General features: G+C 40.0%; 16 protein-coding genes. 13 read left to right on the top strand and 3 right to left on the bottom strand.

Annotation, left to right across the window (positions count from 1 at the left end):
- Nucleotides 1-564 precede the first annotated feature (564 nt).
- The 8 genes from P6940_RS03115 (at nt 565) to P6940_RS03080 (ending at nt 11,442) form a co-directional block, all read left to right on the top strand.
- Nucleotides 565-1,938, top strand: coding sequence for a GNAT family N-acetyltransferase (locus tag P6940_RS03115; protein ID WP_423839105.1), 1,374 nt, complete (start codon nt 565-567; stop codon nt 1,936-1,938).
- A 55-nt stretch (nt 1,939-1,993) separates the two neighbouring features.
- Entirely contained in the window at nt 1,994-2,869 is an 876-nt protein-coding gene (locus P6940_RS03110) for an RluA family pseudouridine synthase (RefSeq protein WP_277293163.1), read from the top strand.
- Nucleotides 2,870-3,235: 366 nt separating this feature from the next.
- The gene (locus P6940_RS03105; protein ID WP_277293162.1) at nt 3,236-3,427 is read left to right on the top strand and encodes a hypothetical protein; all 192 of its coding nucleotides are present in this window, start codon (nt 3,236-3,238) and stop codon (nt 3,425-3,427) included.
- 419 nt (nt 3,428-3,846) lie between these two features.
- Nucleotides 3,847-6,687, top strand: a complete 2,841-nt coding sequence (gene ileS, locus P6940_RS03100) for an isoleucine--tRNA ligase (RefSeq protein ID WP_277293161.1) — start codon at nt 3,847-3,849, stop codon at nt 6,685-6,687.
- A 1,044-nt stretch (nt 6,688-7,731) separates the two neighbouring features.
- Complete coding sequence (locus P6940_RS03095; protein ID WP_277288003.1) at nt 7,732-7,962, top strand: DUF362 domain-containing protein; 231 nt, start codon at nt 7,732-7,734, stop codon at nt 7,960-7,962.
- A gap of 110 nt (nt 7,963-8,072) precedes the next feature.
- Nucleotides 8,073-8,657, top strand: coding sequence for a DedA family protein (locus tag P6940_RS03090; protein ID WP_028257560.1), 585 nt, complete (start codon nt 8,073-8,075; stop codon nt 8,655-8,657).
- An 11-nt stretch (nt 8,658-8,668) separates the two neighbouring features.
- Entirely contained in the window at nt 8,669-10,282 is a 1,614-nt protein-coding gene (locus P6940_RS03085) for an ArnT family glycosyltransferase (protein ID WP_277293160.1), read from the top strand.
- A 95-nt stretch (nt 10,283-10,377) separates the two neighbouring features.
- A complete protein-coding gene (locus P6940_RS03080) occupies nt 10,378-11,442 on the top strand; it encodes a uracil-DNA glycosylase (protein ID WP_277293159.1) in 1,065 nt (354 codons plus the stop codon).
- Between the two features lie 388 nt (nt 11,443-11,830).
- Here P6940_RS03080 and P6940_RS03075 read toward each other — a convergent pair whose 3' ends face one another.
- Nucleotides 11,831-13,096, bottom strand: coding sequence for an MFS transporter (locus P6940_RS03075; protein WP_277293158.1), 1,266 nt, complete (start codon nt 13,094-13,096; stop codon nt 11,831-11,833).
- Nucleotides 13,097-14,408: 1,312 nt separating this feature from the next.
- Here P6940_RS03075 and cysK point away from each other — a divergent pair.
- The 4 genes from cysK to P6940_RS03055 all read left to right on the top strand — a co-directional run bounded on the left by cysK (nt 14,409) and on the right by P6940_RS03055 (nt 20,578).
- Nucleotides 14,409-15,344, top strand: coding sequence for a cysteine synthase A (gene cysK / locus P6940_RS03070; protein ID WP_038152152.1), 936 nt, complete (start codon nt 14,409-14,411; stop codon nt 15,342-15,344).
- Between the two features lie 930 nt (nt 15,345-16,274).
- Nucleotides 16,275-16,955: a dethiobiotin synthase gene (gene bioD / locus P6940_RS03065; RefSeq protein ID WP_038152149.1), complete on the top strand. Its 681-nt coding sequence runs from the start codon at nt 16,275-16,277 to the stop codon at nt 16,953-16,955.
- A 259-nt stretch (nt 16,956-17,214) separates the two neighbouring features.
- Nucleotides 17,215-18,552 (top strand): adenosylmethionine--8-amino-7-oxononanoate transaminase, encoded by a 1,338-nt coding sequence (gene bioA, locus P6940_RS03060; protein ID WP_277293157.1) that lies wholly within the window; start codon nt 17,215-17,217, stop codon nt 18,550-18,552.
- Between the two features lie 751 nt (nt 18,553-19,303).
- The gene (locus P6940_RS03055; RefSeq protein WP_277293156.1) at nt 19,304-20,578 is read left to right on the top strand and encodes a hypothetical protein; all 1,275 of its coding nucleotides are present in this window, start codon (nt 19,304-19,306) and stop codon (nt 20,576-20,578) included.
- 194 nt (nt 20,579-20,772) lie between these two features.
- Here P6940_RS03055 and P6940_RS03050 read toward each other — a convergent pair whose 3' ends face one another.
- On the bottom strand, nt 20,773-21,636 hold the full coding sequence (locus tag P6940_RS03050) for an AraC family transcriptional regulator (RefSeq protein ID WP_277287782.1): 864 nt from the start codon (nt 21,634-21,636) through the stop codon (nt 20,773-20,775).
- A gap of 817 nt (nt 21,637-22,453) precedes the next feature.
- Here P6940_RS03050 and P6940_RS03045 point away from each other — a divergent pair.
- Complete coding sequence (locus P6940_RS03045) at nt 22,454-22,891, top strand: Dps family protein (protein WP_277293155.1); 438 nt, start codon at nt 22,454-22,456, stop codon at nt 22,889-22,891.
- 327 nt (nt 22,892-23,218) lie between these two features.
- Here P6940_RS03045 and P6940_RS03040 read toward each other — a convergent pair whose 3' ends face one another.
- Nucleotides 23,219-23,509, bottom strand: coding sequence for a hypothetical protein (locus P6940_RS03040; RefSeq protein ID WP_038152133.1), 291 nt, complete (start codon nt 23,507-23,509; stop codon nt 23,219-23,221).
- Nucleotides 23,510-23,579: the final 70 nt, after the last annotated feature.

Raw genomic sequence — 23,579 nt, 5'->3', positions numbered from 1 at the left:
ATAGACGCATGTATATAACAGTATAAAATAGAAAAACTACACGAAACAGGCTATGAAAGCTGTGACGTGTAGTTTTTGTCTATTCGTTCACTATTTTTACTAGGAGTGATGGTTAGACATGGTATTTGTTACCATAGGAATCTTGGTAGGTGCAGTGCCTTAATGCATTTTCATCGATGAAGGGAAGTTTCTATGTTCAATGATAGTCGTTTTATACATCTCTTAGGATGCACTTTCTAGGGCGAGCCGTGTATAATAGATAGTATAGATGGTGTAGACATTCTATGGTCTCTATAGAGGGAGAAGACGTTACGTGATACATGGTAGAGTGATGCGTGTGGTAGACGCGATGTGATGAGGCGCCATCACGACCATAACGGCGTTTACCAGTTAGTGTAGTAGAAGCACTGTGATGAGGCACTTTAGAGATAGAACATGTGAAAGCAGTAGTTGCCTAGTAGAAGCAATGTGATAAGACACGTTCGTAGCTTTTGATAACGATAGGAAAAGGCGTATTAGATTAGACGTGGTGCGTATCCTAGAAAGTAGGTGTAAGGAGATATGATGCAATTTAGACTTGCAGGAGTAAACGATACAAAAGAAGTAAAAGCGTTATGGGCCTATTGCTTTGAACCAGCAGAGGATCCATTTTTTAAATACTATTTTACGCATTGTTATGAACCTCTTCATACGATGGTAGGTGTTGACCATGGGCATGTGCTTAGTACTGTTCATTTGCGACAATATAGATTATGTACGCGGGGAATGATTCAGCCCGTTAGTTATATGGTAGGTGTAGCGACACATCCAGCGGCACGCCGTAGTGGAATCGGCGGTGCTTTATTGAAAGCCGCCTTAGAAGAGTTGCGACGTCGACAACAAGGAATCACCATATTAATGCCGTCCAAAGCGGCTTTCTATCAACAGTATGGATGGGAATTATATTGCCACCAATGGGTACAAACAATGCCGTTAGAGTCATTGCGCCCATTAACAGATAGAGAATTACATTTTGGGCTCGTTACCGAAACAGATCAATGGCGGTTACTGGCGCCCGTATATGAGCGTTACACGCGAGGAATATCGGGGTATGCGGTGCGTGGTGAAGCGGAATGGACACGGTTATTAGAAAGCTTTTGGGCAGAAGGTGTACAAGTAGTAGTGGTGTATCGAAAAGAGGAAACGACGAGCGACGTGGACTTTCACAGAAACGAACCTATGGAGGACATGACCGTAGCACCAATGTTTGGTGAAGATAGTCTCATAGAAGGGTATTGTGTATATCGATTAGGAGAGCGTGAAATTCCGGTGACGGAAATGGTCTATACGTCGAGGCAGGCACAAAAAGCGCTACTTAATTATATGTATAATCATCGTTCCCAAGGAGATTCGATTCGGTGGAATGAAGGGTTACACGATGAGGGGTATCGGTTTTATCCCGATGGTAAGACCGGTCATAGTACGATGCCGTATATGATGAGTCGGGTAGTAGACGTGACATATGCCTTAGAGACTATGCCGATCGCATGTGTACATGGTGAACGGTTACAGTCTATGCCTACACCGTGGACGTTGGGCATTACCGATCCATTGGCACCTTGGAATGAAGGCACCTATGAGATACGTGTAGAAGCACAGTCACGTGATGAGCACGTGCGTGCTATTGAACGAGAAAATTTGCCTATGCGTGAAAGCGATGGGCGCCATACCTATTTAGATGGAAAGGCGATGGGTTTAACCGTTTCAAAAATAAGTGATACCGTGTTACCTACAGCAGATGTAACTATGACGGTAGGGGCGTTAAGTCTATTACTCATGGGGGCTGTGTCGGCACGAACACTGGCGTTTGAAGGTAAATTACACGGCAGTGATGAAGGGATTTCTTATTTAGATGCTTTGTATCCCGTAGTGCCTACGTTTATCAATGAGTGGTGGTAATGGACTATTTGTAGTGAGTAGTTGGAATCGATGATAAGGAGTAACTAGACATAGTATGGGTTGGAAAACATATACCAATAGAGAATGTGAACCTATGACGGTAGCACAGTATCTACGTGATCATTTTCACGTATCTGCTCGTGATGGGCAGACCCTGTTTCGTAAGAAACGGGTTAAAGTCAATGGGCGTGTGGCACATTCCAAGCGTATGGTGAAAGAGGGCGATCGCATCACGTGGCAACCATTACAGGATACGAGTTATGGTGTGACGGTGGAAGAGGGACCTGTTGACGTGCTCTATGAAGATAACTATACATTGGTAGTGAATAAACCGCCGTATATGGTGGTGCATCCTACGGGACAAACGATGACGCATACGTTGAGCAATTATATTGCAGGATATTACCACGCAAAAGGGGAGCTCCATACGATTCGACCCGTTCATCGTCTAGATCGTGATACGTCGGGCTGTATAGTATTTGCTAAAACGAAGGAATCGCAACGCTATTATACAGAGCAATTAGAACAAGGTGGTATACATCGGGTGTATCGAGCGTTGGTACAAGGCTCTATGAGTGGAAGTGATACGATTTGCGCACCCATCGGTGTCGATCCGCTGCATCCCAATCGACGTATGGTTGTGGCTGGCGGACAAGAGGCGATTACGCACTATACGGTTCTTCTTCATGATGATGAGCAAAGTGAGTTAGAACTTACCCTTTCTACTGGACGGACACATCAAATTCGCGTGCATTTAGCACATATAGGACATCCTGTGCTAGGCGATGGCATGTATGGTAAACGTGATGCGAGTTATACGCGTCAGTGCTTACATGCAGTGGAGCTTCACTTTACACCGTTTTTAAAGGAGAAACCAATTGTGATAGTAGCACCGGTGCCAGCAGATTTTGGAAAAGAAAAACGAGTTTGACCCTAACGTGGATACATCGTGTTTAGTGAATAGAGTGCCGATGGTAGCAGTTTTGGAGAAAACTAAGACCTAGGACGGTGTGGATAACTCGATTTCTTTGATGAAAGTCAGGTAATAACTGATTTACTTGAAATATAATGAGTTATACACTAAAATCTGTGGATAACTTGTGGATAGGGCTTTTGAAAATGTGGAAAATAGGGTATTTATAGTGGATAAGTTGTGGATTATGTGGATAAGTTAACAATTCTAAGGGGGGGCGAGAGTAGAAAATATATTGTATGTGGCGCTGTGGATAGCTGTGGATAGGATGATGGATACCTAGGCTACGTGTACATTGTGATGGTGCATGTACCGTAAAAGATTGTGTCAGTTGATGGCGAACGATTTTACAGAAGAAAATTTACAAGTCTTGATGCTTTTTTTAAAGCACATCAACGATATGCAAGTAGATATAATAACATAGTGCAAAAAGTATTGGGGTTTACATTACCTAATGAATATATAGCAGAGTATTTTTCACGTACATCATTAGGAGTCTGTGTCACAAATGTTTGATTACTACAGACATTTTTGAGTAGTTTTTAAAAGATACTCTATACTCTTAGTATGTGTTGTGATATACTGAACAAGAATAGATGCTAAGGTGTCGATTTATTAATTATTGATACATTGCGATGACCAAGACGGCGAGTGGATAGATACTTTCAGAGAGCTAACTAGATGGTGTGAGGTTGGTAAGTAGTAAGCGAGCGGATCACTTGTGAGCGAGCAGGATAACTGACGGTGCGCACCGTTATATGCTAGAGTGATGTTATAACATCGTCGCATACATTGTTATGTGTGCTAGGCGGTCGGTGTATATAGGTATACAATAGGACTGTGGCGATTGATTGACATCAGTAGGGTGGTACCACGGACAATGCGTTCGTCCCTTCGGGGATGAGCGTTTTTTTTATTGAGAGGAGCTATATAGTATGGATTACGGTAAAACATTACATCTTCCTGAAACGGAATTTCCCATGCGCGGAAACTTGCCAAAACGAGAACCAGACATTTTACAATTTTGGGAAGATAATGAGATTTATAAGAAACGATTAGAATTACGCAAGGATGGGAAACCATTTATTCTTCATGATGGCCCTCCTTATGCGAATGGTAAATTACATATTGGTCATGCGCTTAATAAAACGTTAAAAGACATGATTATGAAATATAAAACTATGCAAGGCTATTACACACGCTATATTCCAGGATGGGATACGCATGGGCTTCCGATTGAACATGCAGTTATTAAGAATACGGGCTTGAATCGTCATGAAATGGCACTGTTAGATTTGCGTGATAAATGTAAAGAATATGCATTGTCGTGTGTGGAAGAACAGAAAAAAGATTTTATTCGCTTTGGTGTGCTCGGCGAATGGGATCGCCCTTATTTGACATTGCGCCCTGAATTTGAAGTGAAACAAATTGGCATTTTTGGGGAAATGGCGAAACGTGGTCATATTTATAAAGGATTAAAAACCGTGTACTGGTGCACTCATTGTGAAACGGCACTAGCTGAAGCGGAAATTGAATATGCAGAGAAAAAATCGTTCTCCATTTATGTTAAGTTCCCATACATGCACGAAATAAAACGCACGTTGCCAGAGGGCATTGACACAATAAAAGCCTTTGCCGTTATTTGGACAACTACACCTTGGACTATGCCGGCAAACCAAGCGATTTCCGTCAATCCAGAATTATCCTATTCGTGGGTACAAGTAGGCGACGAATATTATTTGATGGCTACTGAATTAGTATCGTCCGCCTTGAAAGATTGCGGTATAGACGATTACACCGTATTGAATACATTTAGTGGTGCTGATTTAGAATTATCTACCTTTAAACATCCATTTATCGATCGATCTGCCATGATCTTATTGGGCGATCATGTTACACTTGATGCCGGTACAGGTTGTGTTCATACGGCTCCAGCTCATGGGGAAGATGACTTTGTTATTTTCAAAAAGTATGGTGATGAAGGCCATATTGATGGCACAATCATATCCTTGGTAGATCCAGAAGGTAAGTACACTGCCGATGTAGACAACGGCCGTTATGGCGATACAGAAGTATCCTTAGCAGGTGTAGAAATTCACGATGCAGAAGTGCCAGTGATTAAAATTTTGGCACACAATGGCAATTTATTGCATAAAGGTTCGATTCGTCACCAATATGCCCATTGCTGGCGTTGTAAAAATCCTGTTATTTACCGCGCAACAGAACAATGGTTCTCTTCCGTTGACGGCTATCGTGAACAAGCGCTGGAAGCTATTGATAAACAAGTGCAATGGATTCCTAAATGGGGTCATGATCGCATTTATAACATGGTTGCTGATCGCAATGACTGGTGTATTTCTCGTCAACGCGTATGGGGTGTGCCAATTCCAATCTTTTACTGTAAACATTGCGGTGAATATGTGATTAATGATGATACCATCGGCCATTTACAAGACTTATTTGCAAAAGAAGGATCCAATGCTTGGTGGGCTCATGACGAAAAAGAACTTATGCCAGAAGGCTTTACGTGCCCTCATTGTGGTCATGATGAATTCCGCAAAGAAACAGATATTATGGACGTTTGGTTTGACTCGGGGTCTTCCTGGGCGGGCGTACTCGAAGTGAATGGGCTAGATGTACCAACAGCTATGTACCTAGAAGGGTCGGATCAACATCGTGGTTGGTTTAACTCCTCCTTATTGACTGGCGTGGCCACTACGGGGAAAGCACCGTATAATTCCGTATTAACGCATGGCTTTGTAGTTGATGGAGAAGGTCGCAAAATGTCTAAATCCGTAGGGAATACGGTAGCACCATCCGATATTATCGATGTGTATGGGGCAGATGTTATGCGCTTATGGGTGTCTTCCGCCGACTATCAAGGGGACGTACGGTTATCGAAAGATATTGTTAAACAATTATCGGAAGTATATCGCAAGATTCGTAATACATTCCGTTTCTTATTGGGTAATTTAGATGACTTTAATCCAAATACGGACAAGGTTTCCTATGATCAATTATCTGAAATTGATCGCTGGGCGTTGCTTCGTTTAGAAGAAGTGCGACAAAAAGTAACGAATGCCTATGAAAATTATGAATTCCACATTTTATATCATACAATTCATAATTTCTGCACCGTTGATTTAAGCTCTATCTATTTAGATATTTTAAAAGATACGATCTATGCTGAAAGAATGGACGCGCCAACTCGTCGCAGTGCACAAACGGCGATTTATGAAATCGTAAAGACCTTAGTATGCATGGTAGCACCAGTGCTATCTTTTACAGCTGAAGAGGTTTGGAAATATATGCCGAAAGAAGAAGGCATGGGCATTTCCGTTATGCTAGAAGATTGGCCACAAGGTCATCCAGACCATGTAGACCAAGCATTGGCAGCAAAATGGAATCACTTGTTATCCCTTCGTAGTGAATTAACAAAAGCTTTGGAATTAGCACGACAAGAAAAAACAATTGGTCATCCTCTTGATGTAGCGGTTACAATCTATGCAGATGGAGATGCTTTTACAGCACTAGATGCAATGGGAAATGATCGCTTGGCAGCGTTCTTGATTGTGTCAGAAGTAGAGGTAGTTGAAGGACGTAAGAATGCACCAGCGAATGCATTTGTATCTGATGAAGCCGAGTTAGCAGTAGTAGTGGCTGCGTCTACGTTGGAAAAATGTGAACGTTGTTGGATCCATCGTGATTCGGTAGGCGAGGATGCAGAACATCCAACTGTATGTGCCCGTTGTGCGAGCGTATTGAAAGAACAATAGACGCCTAATGTGACGATACATGGCACAGTACAAAGCAGACGCATAAGGCCGATGGACGTTTACACGTTGCATTGTGTGAGGATGGTGTGCATGGTGAACGATGTATCAATTGTCGGTTACGCAGAATACGATAGTCATCATTGACGGCACTCTAGTAACCACTGTGATGCGTCGATTGTAACTTTAATGTGTATGAACGATGTATTCATTTCTGATTACACAGAATACGATAGTACTGGCATCATTGATGGGCCCTAGTAACCACTGTTGATGAGTTGCTTGTAACTTTAATGTGTATGAACGATGTATTTATTTCTGATTACATAGAATACGATAGTACTGGCATCATTGATGGGCCCTAGTAACCACTGTTGATGAGTTGCTTGTAACTTTAATGTGTATGAACGATGTATTTATTTCTGATTACATAGAATACGATAGTATTGGCATCATTGATGCGGTCTAGTAACTACTGTGATGAGTTGCTTGTAACTTTAATGTATATGAACGATGTATTCATTTCTGATTACACAGAATACGATAGTACTGCCATCATTGATGGCCCTAGTAACTACTGTGATGCGTCGATTGTAACTTTATAGGTTTACACAAAACGCCCCCTACAAATATTTGTAGGGGGCGTTTCATATCAATCGTTCGATGTAGCGGATTTATTAGAAGTGAATACTACATTTCCTTAGTAAGAGATAAAGGTGTTGTTATATACAAAACTGTTTGATATATAATAAAGGCATACAACATGTAGTGTATAGAATAGATGATGACAGGTAGATTACCTATATCACTTGGACGGTATGTGCTATCGTATTCCATGATTCATAATGGAGATACAATAACGATTAGCATATGGTGGGTAGTGTACGTCGGTAGGAGAATGTATTATACTAACAGTAACATGATAGGGTAGTCTTTAAAAGTGTGTATATTTCATTCATAGGATAGAAGAGTAGCAAGTTGTGACATAGATAATTCCTGGTGATAGAGAGTTATAGTCGTAGCGACATGGATGAACGTGGAGAAGGTATGAAATTTAGAATTACTGATCACTGTGTAAAATGTGGTGCCTGTGCCATGGATTGTCCAACACAGTGCATCACACAGTTACCATTACAATTTTATATTGGTGCAGGATGCATTGGATGTGGCGACTGTTATGAAATTTGTCCTGTGGGGGCCATAGAAATTGTAGAAGATGACGCCATAGAGGACATAGATATTCCTAAGTCAGAAGCATGTAATAAGGCCTCTGACTAAATGGATGATAGCTTAGGTATATGCATGTATTGGATAGGTTATTTGGTACTTACTGATAAGTATGGTACAATAAATGAATATGAGTGTATACTGACATAGGAGCGAAAGTAATGGAATATATTATTATGTTTATGCAAGAATGGGGTTATGCAGCGCTATTTATTACGATGGTGTTGGAAAATTGTAATATTCCCATCCCTAGTGAAATTATTCTAGGCTTTGCAGGCTATTTGATTGCTACGAATGTATTTGACTTTCATATTACCATGATTGTGGCTACCGTTGCCGGTGTGGTAGGATCCGTTCTTTCCTATTATATAGGCGAGCATGGAGGTCGGCCATTATTATTGAAATATGGTAAATATATTTTCTTTAACCATCATAAATTTGAATTGGCAGAAAAATTATTTAATAAATACGGCGGTGCTGCCGTATTTATTGGACGTCTGTTGCCTGGAGTGAGAACCTTTATTTCCTTTCCTGCAGGGGTTGCTAGGTATCCGATGGGACGTTTTATTATATGGACCTTACTGGGTACAGTCCCTTGGACCATATTACTCGTGTATTTAGGAAAACTATTAGGAGAACATTGGCAAGATTTGATTGCCTATAATCATGAATTTACGATTGTCGTAGGCGTTGTATTGGTGATTGCCGTGTTGATAGGATACATGAAGTATAAAAAAAATAAATAGAGGTAAGCGTTATGAAACTACATCGATTAACAATAGTACTTATGGTTCTATCATTTATATTCTTTTCCGTCGGTAATACAGTATTGTCTGTTACCGATCCCGTAGAATCTAACTATGCATTGACTGCCAAAGAAATGGTGTTGTCGGGCGATTGGTTATCGCCACAAATCTATGGACATTATTGGTACGATAAACCGATTATGATATATTGGCTCATTGCCGCGTCTTATAAAGTATTGGGCTTTACTGATTTTGCGGCACGCTTGCCTAGTACGTTGTTTGCCACTTTCACAGTAGGATTATTATATCAATTAGTGCGATCCTTTGCAGGTCGTCGCCTATTAGCGTTGTTATCTGCTACCATATTAGCTACATCGCTCTTGTTTTGGACAGTGGCCCATGGAATTATTACCGATATGGTTCTTATGTTTGCCACTGTCGGGACTATGGGATATGCCTATAAAGGTCTTATGAAAGATAGGACGAGTTATATGGTAGTGGCTTATGGATTTGCTGGTTTAGGCGTATTGACGAAAGGGCCCGTCGCCTTGGTATTGCCCGGTATATTACTATTGCTTTTTGTGTGGTCTATGAAATCACGGACCATGTTAAAGCGATTGTTTGCGTGGCAAGGAATTTGTTGCTTTCTCCTAGTCGCCATGCCTTGGTACGGTTATATGTATCACGTACATGGACAAGCGTTTATTGATGGCTTTTTAGGACTGAACAATGTGGTGCGTGCCACTCAATCAGAACATCCAAAAGATAATGTGTGGTGGTATTATTTAGCCGTCTTTCTACTCGCTTCACTGCCTTGGACTGGTTCCGTTATGTACGGCATGGTAACAGGATGGAAGAAACGGTTACCATTTTATAAATTTACTATGATTATGGGCTGGGGAACGATTCTTTTCTATAGCCTCATGGCTACCAAATATCCACTGTATACTTGTATTAGTCTAATTCCTTTCAGTGTGCTAGGCGCATCAGGTCTGATTCAAGCGTTGCGGCCAGGCAGTTCGAGACGGGTGTGGTGGACCTTGTTAGGTCCTACATTTCTATTATGGATCCTGTATGTGATCGCTTCATTTTTTGTATCTTGGGGATTTTGGTACCTTCTGTATGTAGTGGTCGCTACGTGCATCGTGGTTTCCATATGCTATTGGATTAGTCAAAATCGCTATATGGTGCCTGCCGTGGTGGCACTGGGGACAGTGCTTATATCTTCCATTGTAGTCACCGAAGGATTAGAGCCCTTACTCTATCAACGATCTGCTAGAGAATTGATCCCTGTAGTGCAGCACTATAAGGGGCCAGTATACTTTTATAATACATATGCCACATCTTTCGTGTATTACACGGGTGTTCATGCCATTAAGGTGAATGCGGCGCATCAGAAAAAGAATGAAGCGGGGCGTAAAGAGCGTTCTAATGCTTGGGAAGGCAAGTATCGGATGGATCAAATTGATGATACTATGCTAAAGGACGTCATCACTAGAAACGAGCCACTACTCATAGTGGTGCCACGTAAGGAAGAAGAATTTTTTTCTACGGACATTTTACCGGAAGGTATGGTTCCTTGCTATCAATCTAATGAGTACGTGGTGTATGCGATACATCAATAATTGTATATAGAGGTTATAACGAGGTATGCTTACGGTTATAACCTCTTTTTACTAGGCTGTAGGGTTTTAGACCTAGGAAATAGGAAAGGTGTAGTATGAATTCTTTATTTTCTCTCACGATAGATGAATATATAGGCCACTTTAGTGCCACTCGCAATCAGCTAGTCGATGAGTATCTTACTTCTCTAGCAACCTATGAGGGACATAATGTATATAATCCGTGGCGAGATTATGACCCACGCTATGATATATCTGAGGAAGCAGCAAAATGGCGCCTGGATAATTTAAAAGTCTATCTTTTGCCGCGATTGGGACGGGCGTCGCATATAATTGTGGCAGAAGCGGCTGGCTATCAAGGTTGTCGATTTACGGGCATCCCCATTACCTGTGAAAGAATGATCTTAGGCTTTCATAACACGGTAGATCCGACTATGATTAGTCCTAGTACGTTATACCGCACCAGTCATCCTACTAGCATGTATATTGATAAAGCGATTCAGCGGGATAAAGGGTTTAATGAGCCAACGGATACGGTCGTATGGAAAGGAATCGTGGAGAACCACTTGGATCCTTACGATGTGCTACTGTGGAATATGTTTCCTTTTCATCCGCATAAAGTAGAACAGGCGTTGTCGAATCGCACACCTACATCGCAAGAATTGCAATGTGGTTGGCAGTATGTTAAAGATTTGTTGGTCCTTCATGAACGTCTACGTTACGAGCAAGGGGCTCTTTTATCGGATACAGAGTATGACACGCATGGTATGACGGGTACAAACTGTGCAGTACATCCTAGAAAAACCAATAATGATAAGGAAAGGATACTTTCTGATACGCATGCTACTAGTACAGAGCATAGGATGCTTTCACCAGATATCAAGAATTATGACGGTGACGAGTCAGCTAGTACAGGGCGTACGATGCTTTTACCTAGAAATGGCGAGAAGACTAGCGAATCGAGTGGTACATTAGGTAAGAAATCAGAGGTGCCTAGGGTATCCGATCTTCATATCTACGGCGTAGGACAAAAATCGGCAGATATATTGGCACAATTTGGGGTGACGGCCATAGCTCTTCGCCATCCAGCTAATGGTGGGGCCCGTTTATATCAAGAGGGATTTGCTCGAGCGGTGGCGGCGTATAGGAATGAATCGGTATAAGATACGTTTGGTATATAGGTGAGGTGTGTATAGAGAGTGTGTGCGAGATATGAGGCATATAAGACGACCTGGATAGACGTGTAACTAGCTGGCTAGATACCTGTTGGGTGGTGAAAGTATAGAACCTATTGCATGGAACGGTACTACAAACGGTAATTGTATAGGACAGATTCATTAGGAATATGAACGTATTAGGTAACTACTACATGACATGTAATCATAGGGATTCTTACTGGCCCTTATGATGTGTATAAAAAGATTAGACCAACTACTAGCATCATCGGTGATGATATAAAGTAGGTGGTCTTAATTTTAAGGGAATTGTTTGTATGAAGTTGTTACACGGCTAGAATAGACTAAGGGTCGTTGGCGTGATATATTGATCGGATTAGTCTAACGTAGTATGTTCTAGTTCCATATGGCCTTGCGCATTGCGGTATTGGATTTCCTCTTTTTGCGCGGATAGTGCAGGATCGTTAGGCGTGCCAATTAAGCGACCATAGAGAAAGTGATACGCGAGAAACGCTAGCATGGCAATAGCGGCCGTTACTAGAAACATGTAGGTAAAACCGACGATTTCTTTCACACCGCCTAGTAGGTAGGGACCAATACCGACACCCACATCTAGAGCGATAAAGTAGGTAGAGGTGGCCATACCAATACGATGATAGGGTACGATTTTAACCACAATCGCTTGTCCGTTCGACATATAGCTACCATAACCTAAGCCGACCAATACGGCAGAGGCTAGGATCATCCAGCTGGCACTGGCATAGGCCAGGAGAACAAGACCGATGGCGAATAGAATAAAGGAAGGATAGAGAATGAAATTTTCTCCTTTTTTATCGAATAATTTGCCAAGAACAGGGCGCGTAATGGCGGTGGTAACGGCGTAGACAATAAAAAATAACGTACCTGCTTCAATCATATTAATTTCCCTAGTATAGGATGCTATAAATCCGATAATACTAGAGTAGGCTAATCCGACAAGGGTGGAAATTAAAGTAATTGCATTAATCCGTGGCTCCACGTAATCTGAAAGTTGAAATTTTTTGCTAGTCCCTAAAGTGGTAGTCCGTGGTGTTTCTTCGTAGGAAAGTAGACATGCCGCTATTAGACATGGTATGACTAAGGCTACAGCAAGGTAAATGATGGCGTTGAAACCTAGGGTATGAAATAAGAAAATGCCCAGGAAAGGACCAATAGCGGCGGCTAAACTCGTACTAAGTCCATAGTAGCTAATACCTTCACCGCGTCGTGATTTAGGTACAATGGTACTGATGATGGTACTAGTTGCCGTAGAGGTTACACCATAGGCGAAACCGTTTAGAAAACGCACCATATCTAGGATGAGTAGATTAGGGGCATATAGGTATAGTATGGTAGAAACTAGATATAGTCCTAGTCCCCCGTACAGGATATTTTTACAACCGATGGTGCCGATGAAACGGCCTGTCATGATGCGAGATACTACAGTGCCGATGATAAACATGCCGACTGCGAGTCCTGCTTGGCTAGGACTCGCGTGAAAATCATCTTTAGCAATAATGGCGATGATGACCATCAGCATATAGAAAATTAGAAACACGAATAAATTAATAATCGTGTCTAGTATAAAGGAACGAGTCCATAAGGATTCCTTTGTAGTCGTCATTGTATGCCCTCCCGTGTGAATCATATTCATGGTTACCATATACAGTGTGCAGCGTATGACATTCATAGTATACAGTTATAGAAAGAAATGTATAAGTTCCTTCCTAGGATTGTTGGATGTGTACTAACATAGACGGCAAGGATATATTGTTGTACCCCATACATAGATGTATATTAGTTTAGGATACGGTTATACTCTGTAAAGCACTTACATCCTTGAGCGTGTAAAGCAATGATACATTCTATGTACTCAGAGGTGAAGATCTAGTAATATGTTCGTCATAGACTATACATTTTTATGCTAGTAAAATAGTGTGATATAAAAATAATCGTATTTTTTATTATAAATTAATAAATGTAGCATGTAAAACAATAAAAAAGAATAAACTTAGTAAAAAAGTTGATAGTAAGGAGCTCTTAATTAGGGATTTATTTTTTTAAAATTTAATCGGCGTGAAGGGATTACCCTTTGTGCCGATTTTTATATGTCAATTTTCTCTATAAAGTTCCTATATATCCAAATTTGTAGTAGGCAAACATGTGTGACACAGACTCCTGATGATGTACGTAAAAAGTACTCTGCTATATATTCGTTAGGTGCTGTATACCCCCTACTTTTTGCACTATGTTATTATATCTACTTGCATACCGTCGATGTGCTAAAAAACTCCCTAGTATAAAGAGTTGGCAGGGAGTTTTTTTCACCTAAAGACTCTCTGAATCATTTTTTCAAAGTCCCCAATTCAATGAGTCTTATGGGTGCTTTTTTGGCGGCTTTTACTTTGCGTGTATACTGTGTAACCTAACGTGATAGATCTAGTAGGCGTAGATGTTTATAAAGTAACTATGGCGATAGGTAAGGCGTAAACTAGGTTCTTAGCGTATGTGTAGTAATCGATTTCTCACATATATACCTTACTTCATCGGTAAGGGGGATAGCGTTTCATAATTTTTCTAATTAGAACTGTTCTTTTTATAGTAAGTATTTGTTTATAGGTAATGTCATGTTATGATTAATATAGTCCGTGGTGCATAGTTCATTTTGATTTTGACAGATAGATGAATCATAGTAAGAGCGGTTGCTATGGACGGGTATATTACTGTAGATTCGTTGTATCGTATCTCTTGGCGGTGCTAGTATGTTAGCATGTGCCATCCTATATAGATAGTCATGTATATGCATGACAGTTACTGGTAGCACAATATATGTATGATGGTTACCATGTAGAGTGATGGTATTCTTTGCCAAGAGAATTGTATGAGATGATACTAGTATCGATTATATGGATATAGAATAGGAAGGATGTGTTGGTATGGGACATATAGCAACGTCAGTGACAGAATTGATCGGGCATACGCCATTATTGCGGATGGGGCAATTTGAAAAAGCAAATGGTGTACAAGCCATATTATTAGGAAAATTAGAAGCTACTAATCCTGGTGGTAGTGTAAAAGATAGAGTGGCAGCCGCTATTATTAAAGAGGCTGTAGAATCAGGAAAATTACAACCAGGCGGTACGATTGTAGAGGCTACCAGTGGCAATACGGGAATTGGATTGGCTGCGATAGGTGCTGCGTTAGGCTATCAAGTTGTTATCGTTATGCCAGAAACTATGAGTATTGAACGACGCAAACTTATGGGCGCCTATGGGGCTAAATTGGTGCTGACTGAGGGTCGGCTAGGTATGAAGGGAGCAATTGCCAAGGCGAAAGAAATTGTGACGGCTACCGCTGGTGCTATCGAAGCGGGGCAATTTTACAACCTTGCTAATCCTGCGATTCATTATAAGACGACAGGCCCTGAAATTTGGGATGATACGGATGGCACGGTAGATATAGTGGTGGCTGGTGTAGGAACAGGTGGCACCATAACAGGCGTGGGGTCCTATTTGAAAGAAAAAAATCCTCACGTACAGGTCGTGGCAGTTGAACCAGTGGACTCGCCGGTTCTTTCCAAAGGGCAAGCAGGTCCGCATGGCATTCAAGGCATTGGCGCCGGATTTGTGCCAGACATATTGGATACATCCATATATGATGAAGTGATTGCCGTGTCGACGGAAGATGCTTTGGCCAGTGCTCGACAATTAGGCCGCATGGAAGGCGTATTGGTAGGTATTTCTTCAGGCGCCGCTTTGTGGGCAGCCGTAGAAGTGGCAAAACGAAAGGAAAATAAAGGTAAAACGATTGCGATTATCTTGCCAGATACGGGAGAACGGTATTTGTCGACAGATTTATTTTCCGACCTATAAAAGATGATATATTCTATTTCGTTAGCCATCGATGTGTGTCGACAAATTTGTGTCTAACTTATAAAAGATGATTCACTCTATTTCGTTAGCAACCGATTATTCAATGATAGTGTTATTTTCTAACTTGCAGAAACGTATAGGGATTGTAGATTCCTCGTTACTATCATCTCTATATTTTTTTAGACTATACCCTATCCATTATTAGGTTAGGGTATTTATATGTATTAGAATATAGCTCATATTAATAGAGTTATGTTAGATTAGATATATATGTTAGAATATAGCTTATGTACATAGGTTGATGTTAGAATATAGAATGTGTTTATAGGTAGCCCTAGATGATAGTGTCTGAGCCTATGAAAATAGAGAAAGATACTACACCAATCGAATACCGTGGCCATAAGCCGATATGATGCCGATGCACTAGTAAAGACTAGGGCATCGGTTTTTTGTGCGTAAATACTGTCTGTATGAAGTAGTAATTATGAGTATGTATTTGTATGGGAGATAGTAGCTATGAGTATGTATCTGTATAGTAGTAGCTATGAGGAATGTATAGTCTATGGATAAGGCTTTGAGCCTATAAAAATAGACGAAGATACTATAGTAATCGAATACTATGGTATGAGCCTATATATAGCATATATAGAGCATGTATAGTTATAGAATGATTCTGTTCTACCATATGTTAGTGTGTTAGAGGTACAGAAGATTTTCATGTAGCAAGAAATTAAGGACACAGTAAGGATAGACGGGTCATGTGTGTAGAGTAGTCTTTATGCTTCTTTTCTAGGCACAAGATACTATTTGCACGATAAGAACAATGTAAACTGACAATAATTTGTTCAAGTTGACAATGTAAATTATGTGTGATTAAATGATAATAGCATAAAAGATAGGTAGTATATTATTAATAAAGGATCTAATATCATGAGTCGAGGACTATTTGTTACAGGAACGGGAACGGATGTAGGTAAGACCTATGTAACCGCTTTATTAGCCAAAAAGATGAAAGAAGCAGGCTATAAACTTGGATATTATAAAGCCGCTTTGAGTGGCGCTGATACGATTGAGGACAGTGATGCAGGTTTTGTTAATCGTATAGGAAACTTAGAACAAGAGAAAGAAACATTGTTATCCTATTTGTATGAACATGCGGTATCACCACATTTGGCGTCTAAATTAGAAGGCAATCCTGTAGAAAAAGAGGTAGTGATAGATGGCTTTCATAAGGTGGCTAGTACGCATGATTATGTAGTGATGGAAGGCAGTGGTGGCATTGTTTGCCCTATTCGGTATGATGCAGATCACGTGTATTTATTAGAGGACATCATACATTGGTGTCACCTGCCAGCACTTATCGTGGCTGATGCGGGACTAGGTACAATCAATTCAGTAGTGCTCACTGTTGAATATATGCGTTCTCGTCATATTCCAGTGAAAGGGATTATTTTAAACCATTATGCAGGTGGCGTTATGGAAGAAGATAATATATATATGATAGAACAATTAACAGGTGTATCCGTCCTAGGCTTGGTAAAAGCAGGCGATACAGAGTTAGACATAGATCCTTCCCTATTGGCAAACTTATTTGATGATGTATCAAAATGATATATCTGTTAGCGGTACGGTGATATAGGAGCGAGCGACTTGCCATGGTTACAAGTAGTACATAGTATAGTGTAGGAGAAATGCTACTTGTAACTTGATATACAGAGGATGGCGATAGCTTTCCCCTAGGCCTATGTGCTAGTATTCGTAGTAAGTTAGATATAGGTTACACAGGGTATAATCAGCGAGTGTATGAGTGATAAAGTAGTCGTGTATAGTAGATATATACGCTAGGTGCGTTTGATGAGGTGGTATAGTAATGGATTGGGTAGCAGAAGATTTACGATATGTGTGGCATCCATGTTCACAAATGAAAGATTACGAAGAATTAAAACCGATTATTATTGAAAGGGGTCATGGGTCCTATTTGTACGATAATACGGGGAAAGAATATATTGATATTATTAGCTCCTGGTGGGCAAATTTGTTGGGCCATACAAATCAGCGTATTAATGATGCTATCAAAACTCAATTAGATACATTGGAGCATGTCATCTTTGCTAATTTGAGCCATAGACCAGCAATTACACTTTGCCAAGAACTTATGAAAGTATTGCCCCCAGGGCTTTGTAAATTTCATTTTAACGATAATGGGTCAGGCGCAGTAGAAGTAGCGTTGAAAATGGCCTTTCAGTATCATTATCAGACGGGGCATCCAGAACGACAAAAATTCATGTGCCTTACAGAAGGGTACCATGGAGAAACCATCGGAGCCTTATCCGTAGGGAGCATGGATGCCTTTTCTAAAATATACAAGCCTATGATGATGGACTCATTTCATGTAGAAGCACCCGATTGTTATCGTTGTCCGTATGGAAAGACGCGAACTAGTTGCCAATGTGAATGCATTGAAGCGGCAGAAAAGATGTTTGCCGCGCATGGCCATGAAACAGCCGCGTTCATTTTAGAACCATTGGTACAAGGTTGTGCAGGGATGCGCATCTATCCACCTTTGTACTTAGAAAAAATTCGCGCCTTATGTGATGCCTATGGGGTCTTGTTGATCGCCGATGAAATTGCTACTGGATTTGGTCGGACAGGCAAAATGTTTGCGTTCAACTATACTAAGGTGAGTCCCGACATCATGACCTTGTCGAAAGGCATTACCGGCGGTTATATGCCGATGTCGGTTACCGTTACAACACAACAAATTTACGATGCCTTTTACGATGACTATAGCAAAGGAAAAGCCTTTTTACACAGTCATACCTATGCAGGCAATCCAGTGGCATGTAGTGCGGCCTTGGCAGTCCAACAGATTATGCGAGAGGATCATATATTAGAAAAAGCGAATGACATGGCAGTGTATTTGCATGGAGCATTAGAAGACGCTTTGGGTAAAAATCCTCATGTAGGAGAAATTCGCCATATAGGACTTATCAATGCCATTGAATTGGTAGAAGACAGACCGAGCAAACGACCATACCCAAGTCAACAGCGGCTAGGCTATGCCATTTATAAACAAGCTTTGGCCGATGGCCTTTTGTTACGCCCTCTAGGGGACGTACTCTACTTTAATCCAGCCTTAACCATCGATAAACAAACTATCGATACGGCGATTGATCGTTGCGTGAAAGCCATGGCAGCGGTTATATAGAAGATACTATTTATAGAACACTGGATATAAGAAATTTAATAACGCCTATATGGTGAATGTCTTACATTAATCATAAAAGTATCGATGTATGGTAGGATTATTGTACTCATCGATAGATGATTGCCTAGCCGATAGGATATTGACTCTTTTATGAACGCCATGGCAGGGTTATGTAGGCGATACTATTTATAGAACACTGGATATAAGAAATTTAATAACGCCTATATGGTGAATGTCTTACATTAATCATAAAAGTATCGATGTATGGTAGGATTATTGTACTCATCGATAGATGATTGCCTAGCCGATAGGATATTGACTCTTTTATGAACGCCATGGCAGGGTTATATAGGCGATACTATTTACACAACACTAGGTATAAGAAATTTAATAACGCCTAGGTGATGAACGTCTTATGCTACTTATAAAAGGAAATCTATGGTAGGATGATGGCACTACCAGAGATGATGATTGCCTATGGATCTATAGCGTAAAGAGTCGTTTTATAAAAGTGATAGCACTATATAGGCTATGATACATGGCTATGTGCGTAGATGGAGCTATGGGCAGTGTATAGAAGTAGTATCACTGGTGATACGCAATCTAATATGTGAAATAGTGTATATGTGACACAAAAAATTGTATAGGTCTTGCTACTAGGGAATGGCGTACGCTATTCCCTATTGTTAGTAAAATGGGGTATAATAAATCATAGTAATCGTGATAATATAAGAAAGTATGAGGAATATCGTTGATACAGGTAAAAGGTCAATATATAGTACCTATAATAAAAGGAATCGCTATAGGGTGCATGATAAGCACTCTAGGAGGTGCGGCGATAACCGTACAAGCGGATATGCCAGGTCGTGATATGTCTATGTCGGAACAGGCCTGGATGGAACAAGTTCATCCCATTGCCGATGGCGTTGCTACCGTAGATAAACAAGTAGTAACAGATTTAATGAAATATGGCTCTACCGTTATCGTGCAAGATAATGGGAGAGCCAATTATCGTGTGAATATACCTAGGATAGCTAATTTTATAGCCTTACATGCAGTAGATCCTAGGGAAGAGGGCATATTTGTTAAAACGGAAGTAGGCTCCTATTATGTAGGGGCTACGAACATGGACACCTATAAGGCACACAATACATATATGAATCAACCGTATGGACATATTACGGAAACTATGGCGCAGAACATTGCGAAAGAGGCAATTTCTCATTATGCAGGTGCTGTATATGGTGGTGGCGGTTTGTTAACCAAGTCGAACGTAGCATATCCAACGTGGGATTATGGGTCGTATCCGAATATAAATGAAGCAATTCCCGATGCTCTGTCGACGTATACCGCTAATTTTTACTTTCCCCAAGATACACATACTTTTTACAATGTATTCAATAGTGTGAATTATAACGTTCATGACCCTAACGCCATAGTAGCCAATTATGATTTTGCAAACTTTGTAATACCGTCTATGCGCCGTGCCACGATTGATAGTAAGTTGGTACATAATTATACCTCTCTTGTTGATGCGACTATTACGGCAAAGATTCCTGCCTATTTAGACTATGTAGATACACAAACTGATGTAGTCAACAATCAAGAGGTAACGGTTCATACCTATATGGATCGTGAACGTAACCAATTTCAAATTATTGATGTGGCTCCATCAACCGTGATAGAAGATCCACATACGGCGAGCACACCGTATCGTGAATTAATGCGCGGCGTTAATTCACTTGTGTATAATGGCGCTAGCATTGATTCTGCCTCATTAGTATTAGCCAATGAGGCGATGGGTGTATTCTTTGCTGGTACACAATATGGTAAGCACTATATGTACTACTGGATATATCCGGAACATACGAATCGTATGGTAGGGATTACCTTTGTGTATGATACATTACCTAAGCATATGTCGAAACAAATGATGACAGATATTATCCAAAGTATATTGTATACGAGTGGACAACATCGAAATAATCATGTCTATGCCTCGATAGAACCGTTACGTCAGGATTAATCGTGTGAGTGCGTATAAAATGACTGGATACACACTCATACATACACAATTACCCAATTCAGAAGTATCTAGCGTAGTAGTATTTCTGGCCAGTAGTTTGTCATCATCCATTTGCTAAACCTTGCGTGAGCGTAGTAGTATTCGTGGTCAGTAGAAGAGGACCCCACGAACCAATAGAGTAAATCGATAAGCCTTTAATATACATAGTTAGCACGTTGACGATAGTGTGTAGGCGTGCAATGGTAGGTTTTAAAAAATAATTTATTAAAGTAACTGGGCTGATTAAATCCGCATTGATAGGCAATATCGGTAATGGGATAATCTGTCGTGATTAATAAGTGGCATGCCATTTGTAGACGATATTGGTTGACATAGACCATCGGGGATTGATGGACATATTTTTTGAAAATCTTACAACAGGAACTAGGACTGACATTGCCGGCAGCTGCTATGTCATGTAAGGTCAGTTTTTGCCTATACTGTTGATAAATATACTGCAACATTAGATTTTGCAAGGGTAAATCTTTGTCCATGGTAGAGGTGGATGGAAGATGCTTTTCATATAGTAAGTATATATATTTCATGAGCATATATGCTTGCCCTAACAGATCCAAATCACTGCCAGGAGCAGCTGACTGTTTGCATGCCACCATAGTATCGATGGCATATTGTAATTCCTGATGGTATAAGTCGTTAGCAGATACATGTTGATAGTGATACTGCGAGGTATTTAAGAAGGGTTCCATGTATTTTTTAGAAAGCCATGTATTGTCCGTGATGATACTAGGACTGATTAACACAAAATTAAACTGGCAATAGGGACTTGTTGTTAACATAGCATTGTGTAATTGAGAACTATTGATGAACAATATATCATCGCTTTTTACGTGAATTGCTTCTCCATTGATGTAGTAAGTCATAGAACCAGTTAGAATGTGAATGATTTCTATGTCTGTATGAAAGTGATTTACTGTTTTACAAATGACATGTTCCTGTAACTCTTCTGTTAAGGCTACAATCGGTAATGTGCTGGTATTGATCGCATTGAGGTCATACATGGAAAACTCCTTTTGTGTGGTGAATAGGAAACATAGCGTAATATGGGCATAAACAGTTGCACTCATAGATATATAACATACAGTATGTATAGGATGCGACTAGGATTTTGATAGGCATATTCTTTACACATGGGAATATTATTAGTTATAAATTGTAGATATGTTTGTTCATTCATTAAGGGATTGCTATGATTGTATTAGTAATCCCTATTATTTTGCTATTTTCTTGATTATGTTAGTAGTATTATATCATTAGCAACACAAAAAGAGAATGATATTAATTTTCTTTTTGTATAGGCATTCTCTATAAGCCCGTAGTAATGACTGTGATATGACATACTTCTTGTGATGTAAGTGTGATAAGGCATATTTCTTATAAACCTATTAGGATGCGAACATATGTCGCATGCGATAAGAACGGTAGATCATTGAGGAACACCTTACAAAATCTATTATATTAGCGGATAAGGTTGGGTATACCTCGTTTTGTCACTAAAGATAGGAATAAGGTATATTCCTTACAACCTACAAAGATGCGGATATATTTCGTAGCGCAACAGAGACTGGATGGGGAGCCCTTCACGATTTTCTGCTTTAGTAGGCGAGGTTGGTTCATTTATGAGATTCTTATCTTGGTTCTAGAAAGCATGTGAATGATGGTAGTAGGCGCAGATATAGGCTGATGGATGTGTACTTTCAGAGGCGAGGGTATTGACGTAGTAGTCGCACGGTAGGACTCGCATGATGGAATAATGACAGTATTGCTTGCGTAGTTCTTAGGGAATGCGTTCTGTATATTGTATATAAGGAGATTATTATGAACTATCAACAACAAGTCAATGAATATGTAGCGAATTTAGGTATTTGGAATTTTAAGTTGCATAATTTACACTGGAATGTAAAAGGGATAGCCTTTAAAAGTGTACATGAATTTTTGGAAAGCGTATACGATGAAGCCTTTGAATACTATGATGCAGTAGCAGAATTATTGAAAATTCAAGGGGCTAATCCTGTTGTGAAAGCAGCGGACTATTTACAACTAGCATCGATTCAAGAAATTGATGGGAAAGATTTCTCTATTGAAGAAGCCATCACTATTTTGGAAAGCGACATGAAGCTTATGAGTAATTTGGCAAGACAAATTCGTGAAGCCGCTGATAAAGATGATAATTTTGCGCTAGCTAATATGATGGAAGATCATATTGCTTATTATGAAAAACAATTATGGTTTATACGGGCTACATTAAATAAATAGGATATTTGATGTATTCATGTCTATGCGTATGTACTGATATATCAATATAAATTGTATAGGTAGTATGATGTAGTACGTAGTAGAGAAACGATTAAGTTCATAAAGGTCTTTTGCTGGATTTTTGTGAAACCTATGATATAAGTAGATATATTGATACGATAGGATACAATGTAGAAGGTAGATGTTTTTATGAAAGGAAAGTATCTACTAGTTAGCTTACTACAAGCATAGGAAAACATAAAAGCACAAGCTCCACTTGATAATACAAGTGGAGCTTGTGCTTTTTAGGTATAAGTGGTAGATACTTATGAGCAGTATACCACGTATCTATAGTAAAGTATCCCAAAGAAGTAAAATGTTATTACCTATTTCTGCGTGAAATCGAATACTATTTGTATGTGGACATGGTTCCCAAGCTACATGATGTGCTGAGTTTACTTGTCCATATTTTGTTTTAAAGGCCTGCGCCATTTCATCATTGAATTGCACGTCGAGCATCATATTGTAGCGATCATACTGTGTATCAACTAGTATGTAATGGCTATCTATTACTTTGAGATTGTATCGTTTTTCAATGAGTTCAATATAGGCTTTAGGCGCTGGATAATCTGATGCCATAGTTAATCTCTCCTTAGTATGTACATTTTTATAAGTGTTGAGGAGACTTATAAAATATAAATATGTATGT

Origin of the sequence: Veillonella montpellierensis, from assembly GCF_947090115.1 — a bacterium.
Classification (GTDB): domain Bacteria; phylum Bacillota; class Negativicutes; order Veillonellales; family Veillonellaceae; genus Veillonella; species Veillonella montpellierensis.
This window is presented reverse-complemented; position numbering and strand designations above follow the sequence as displayed.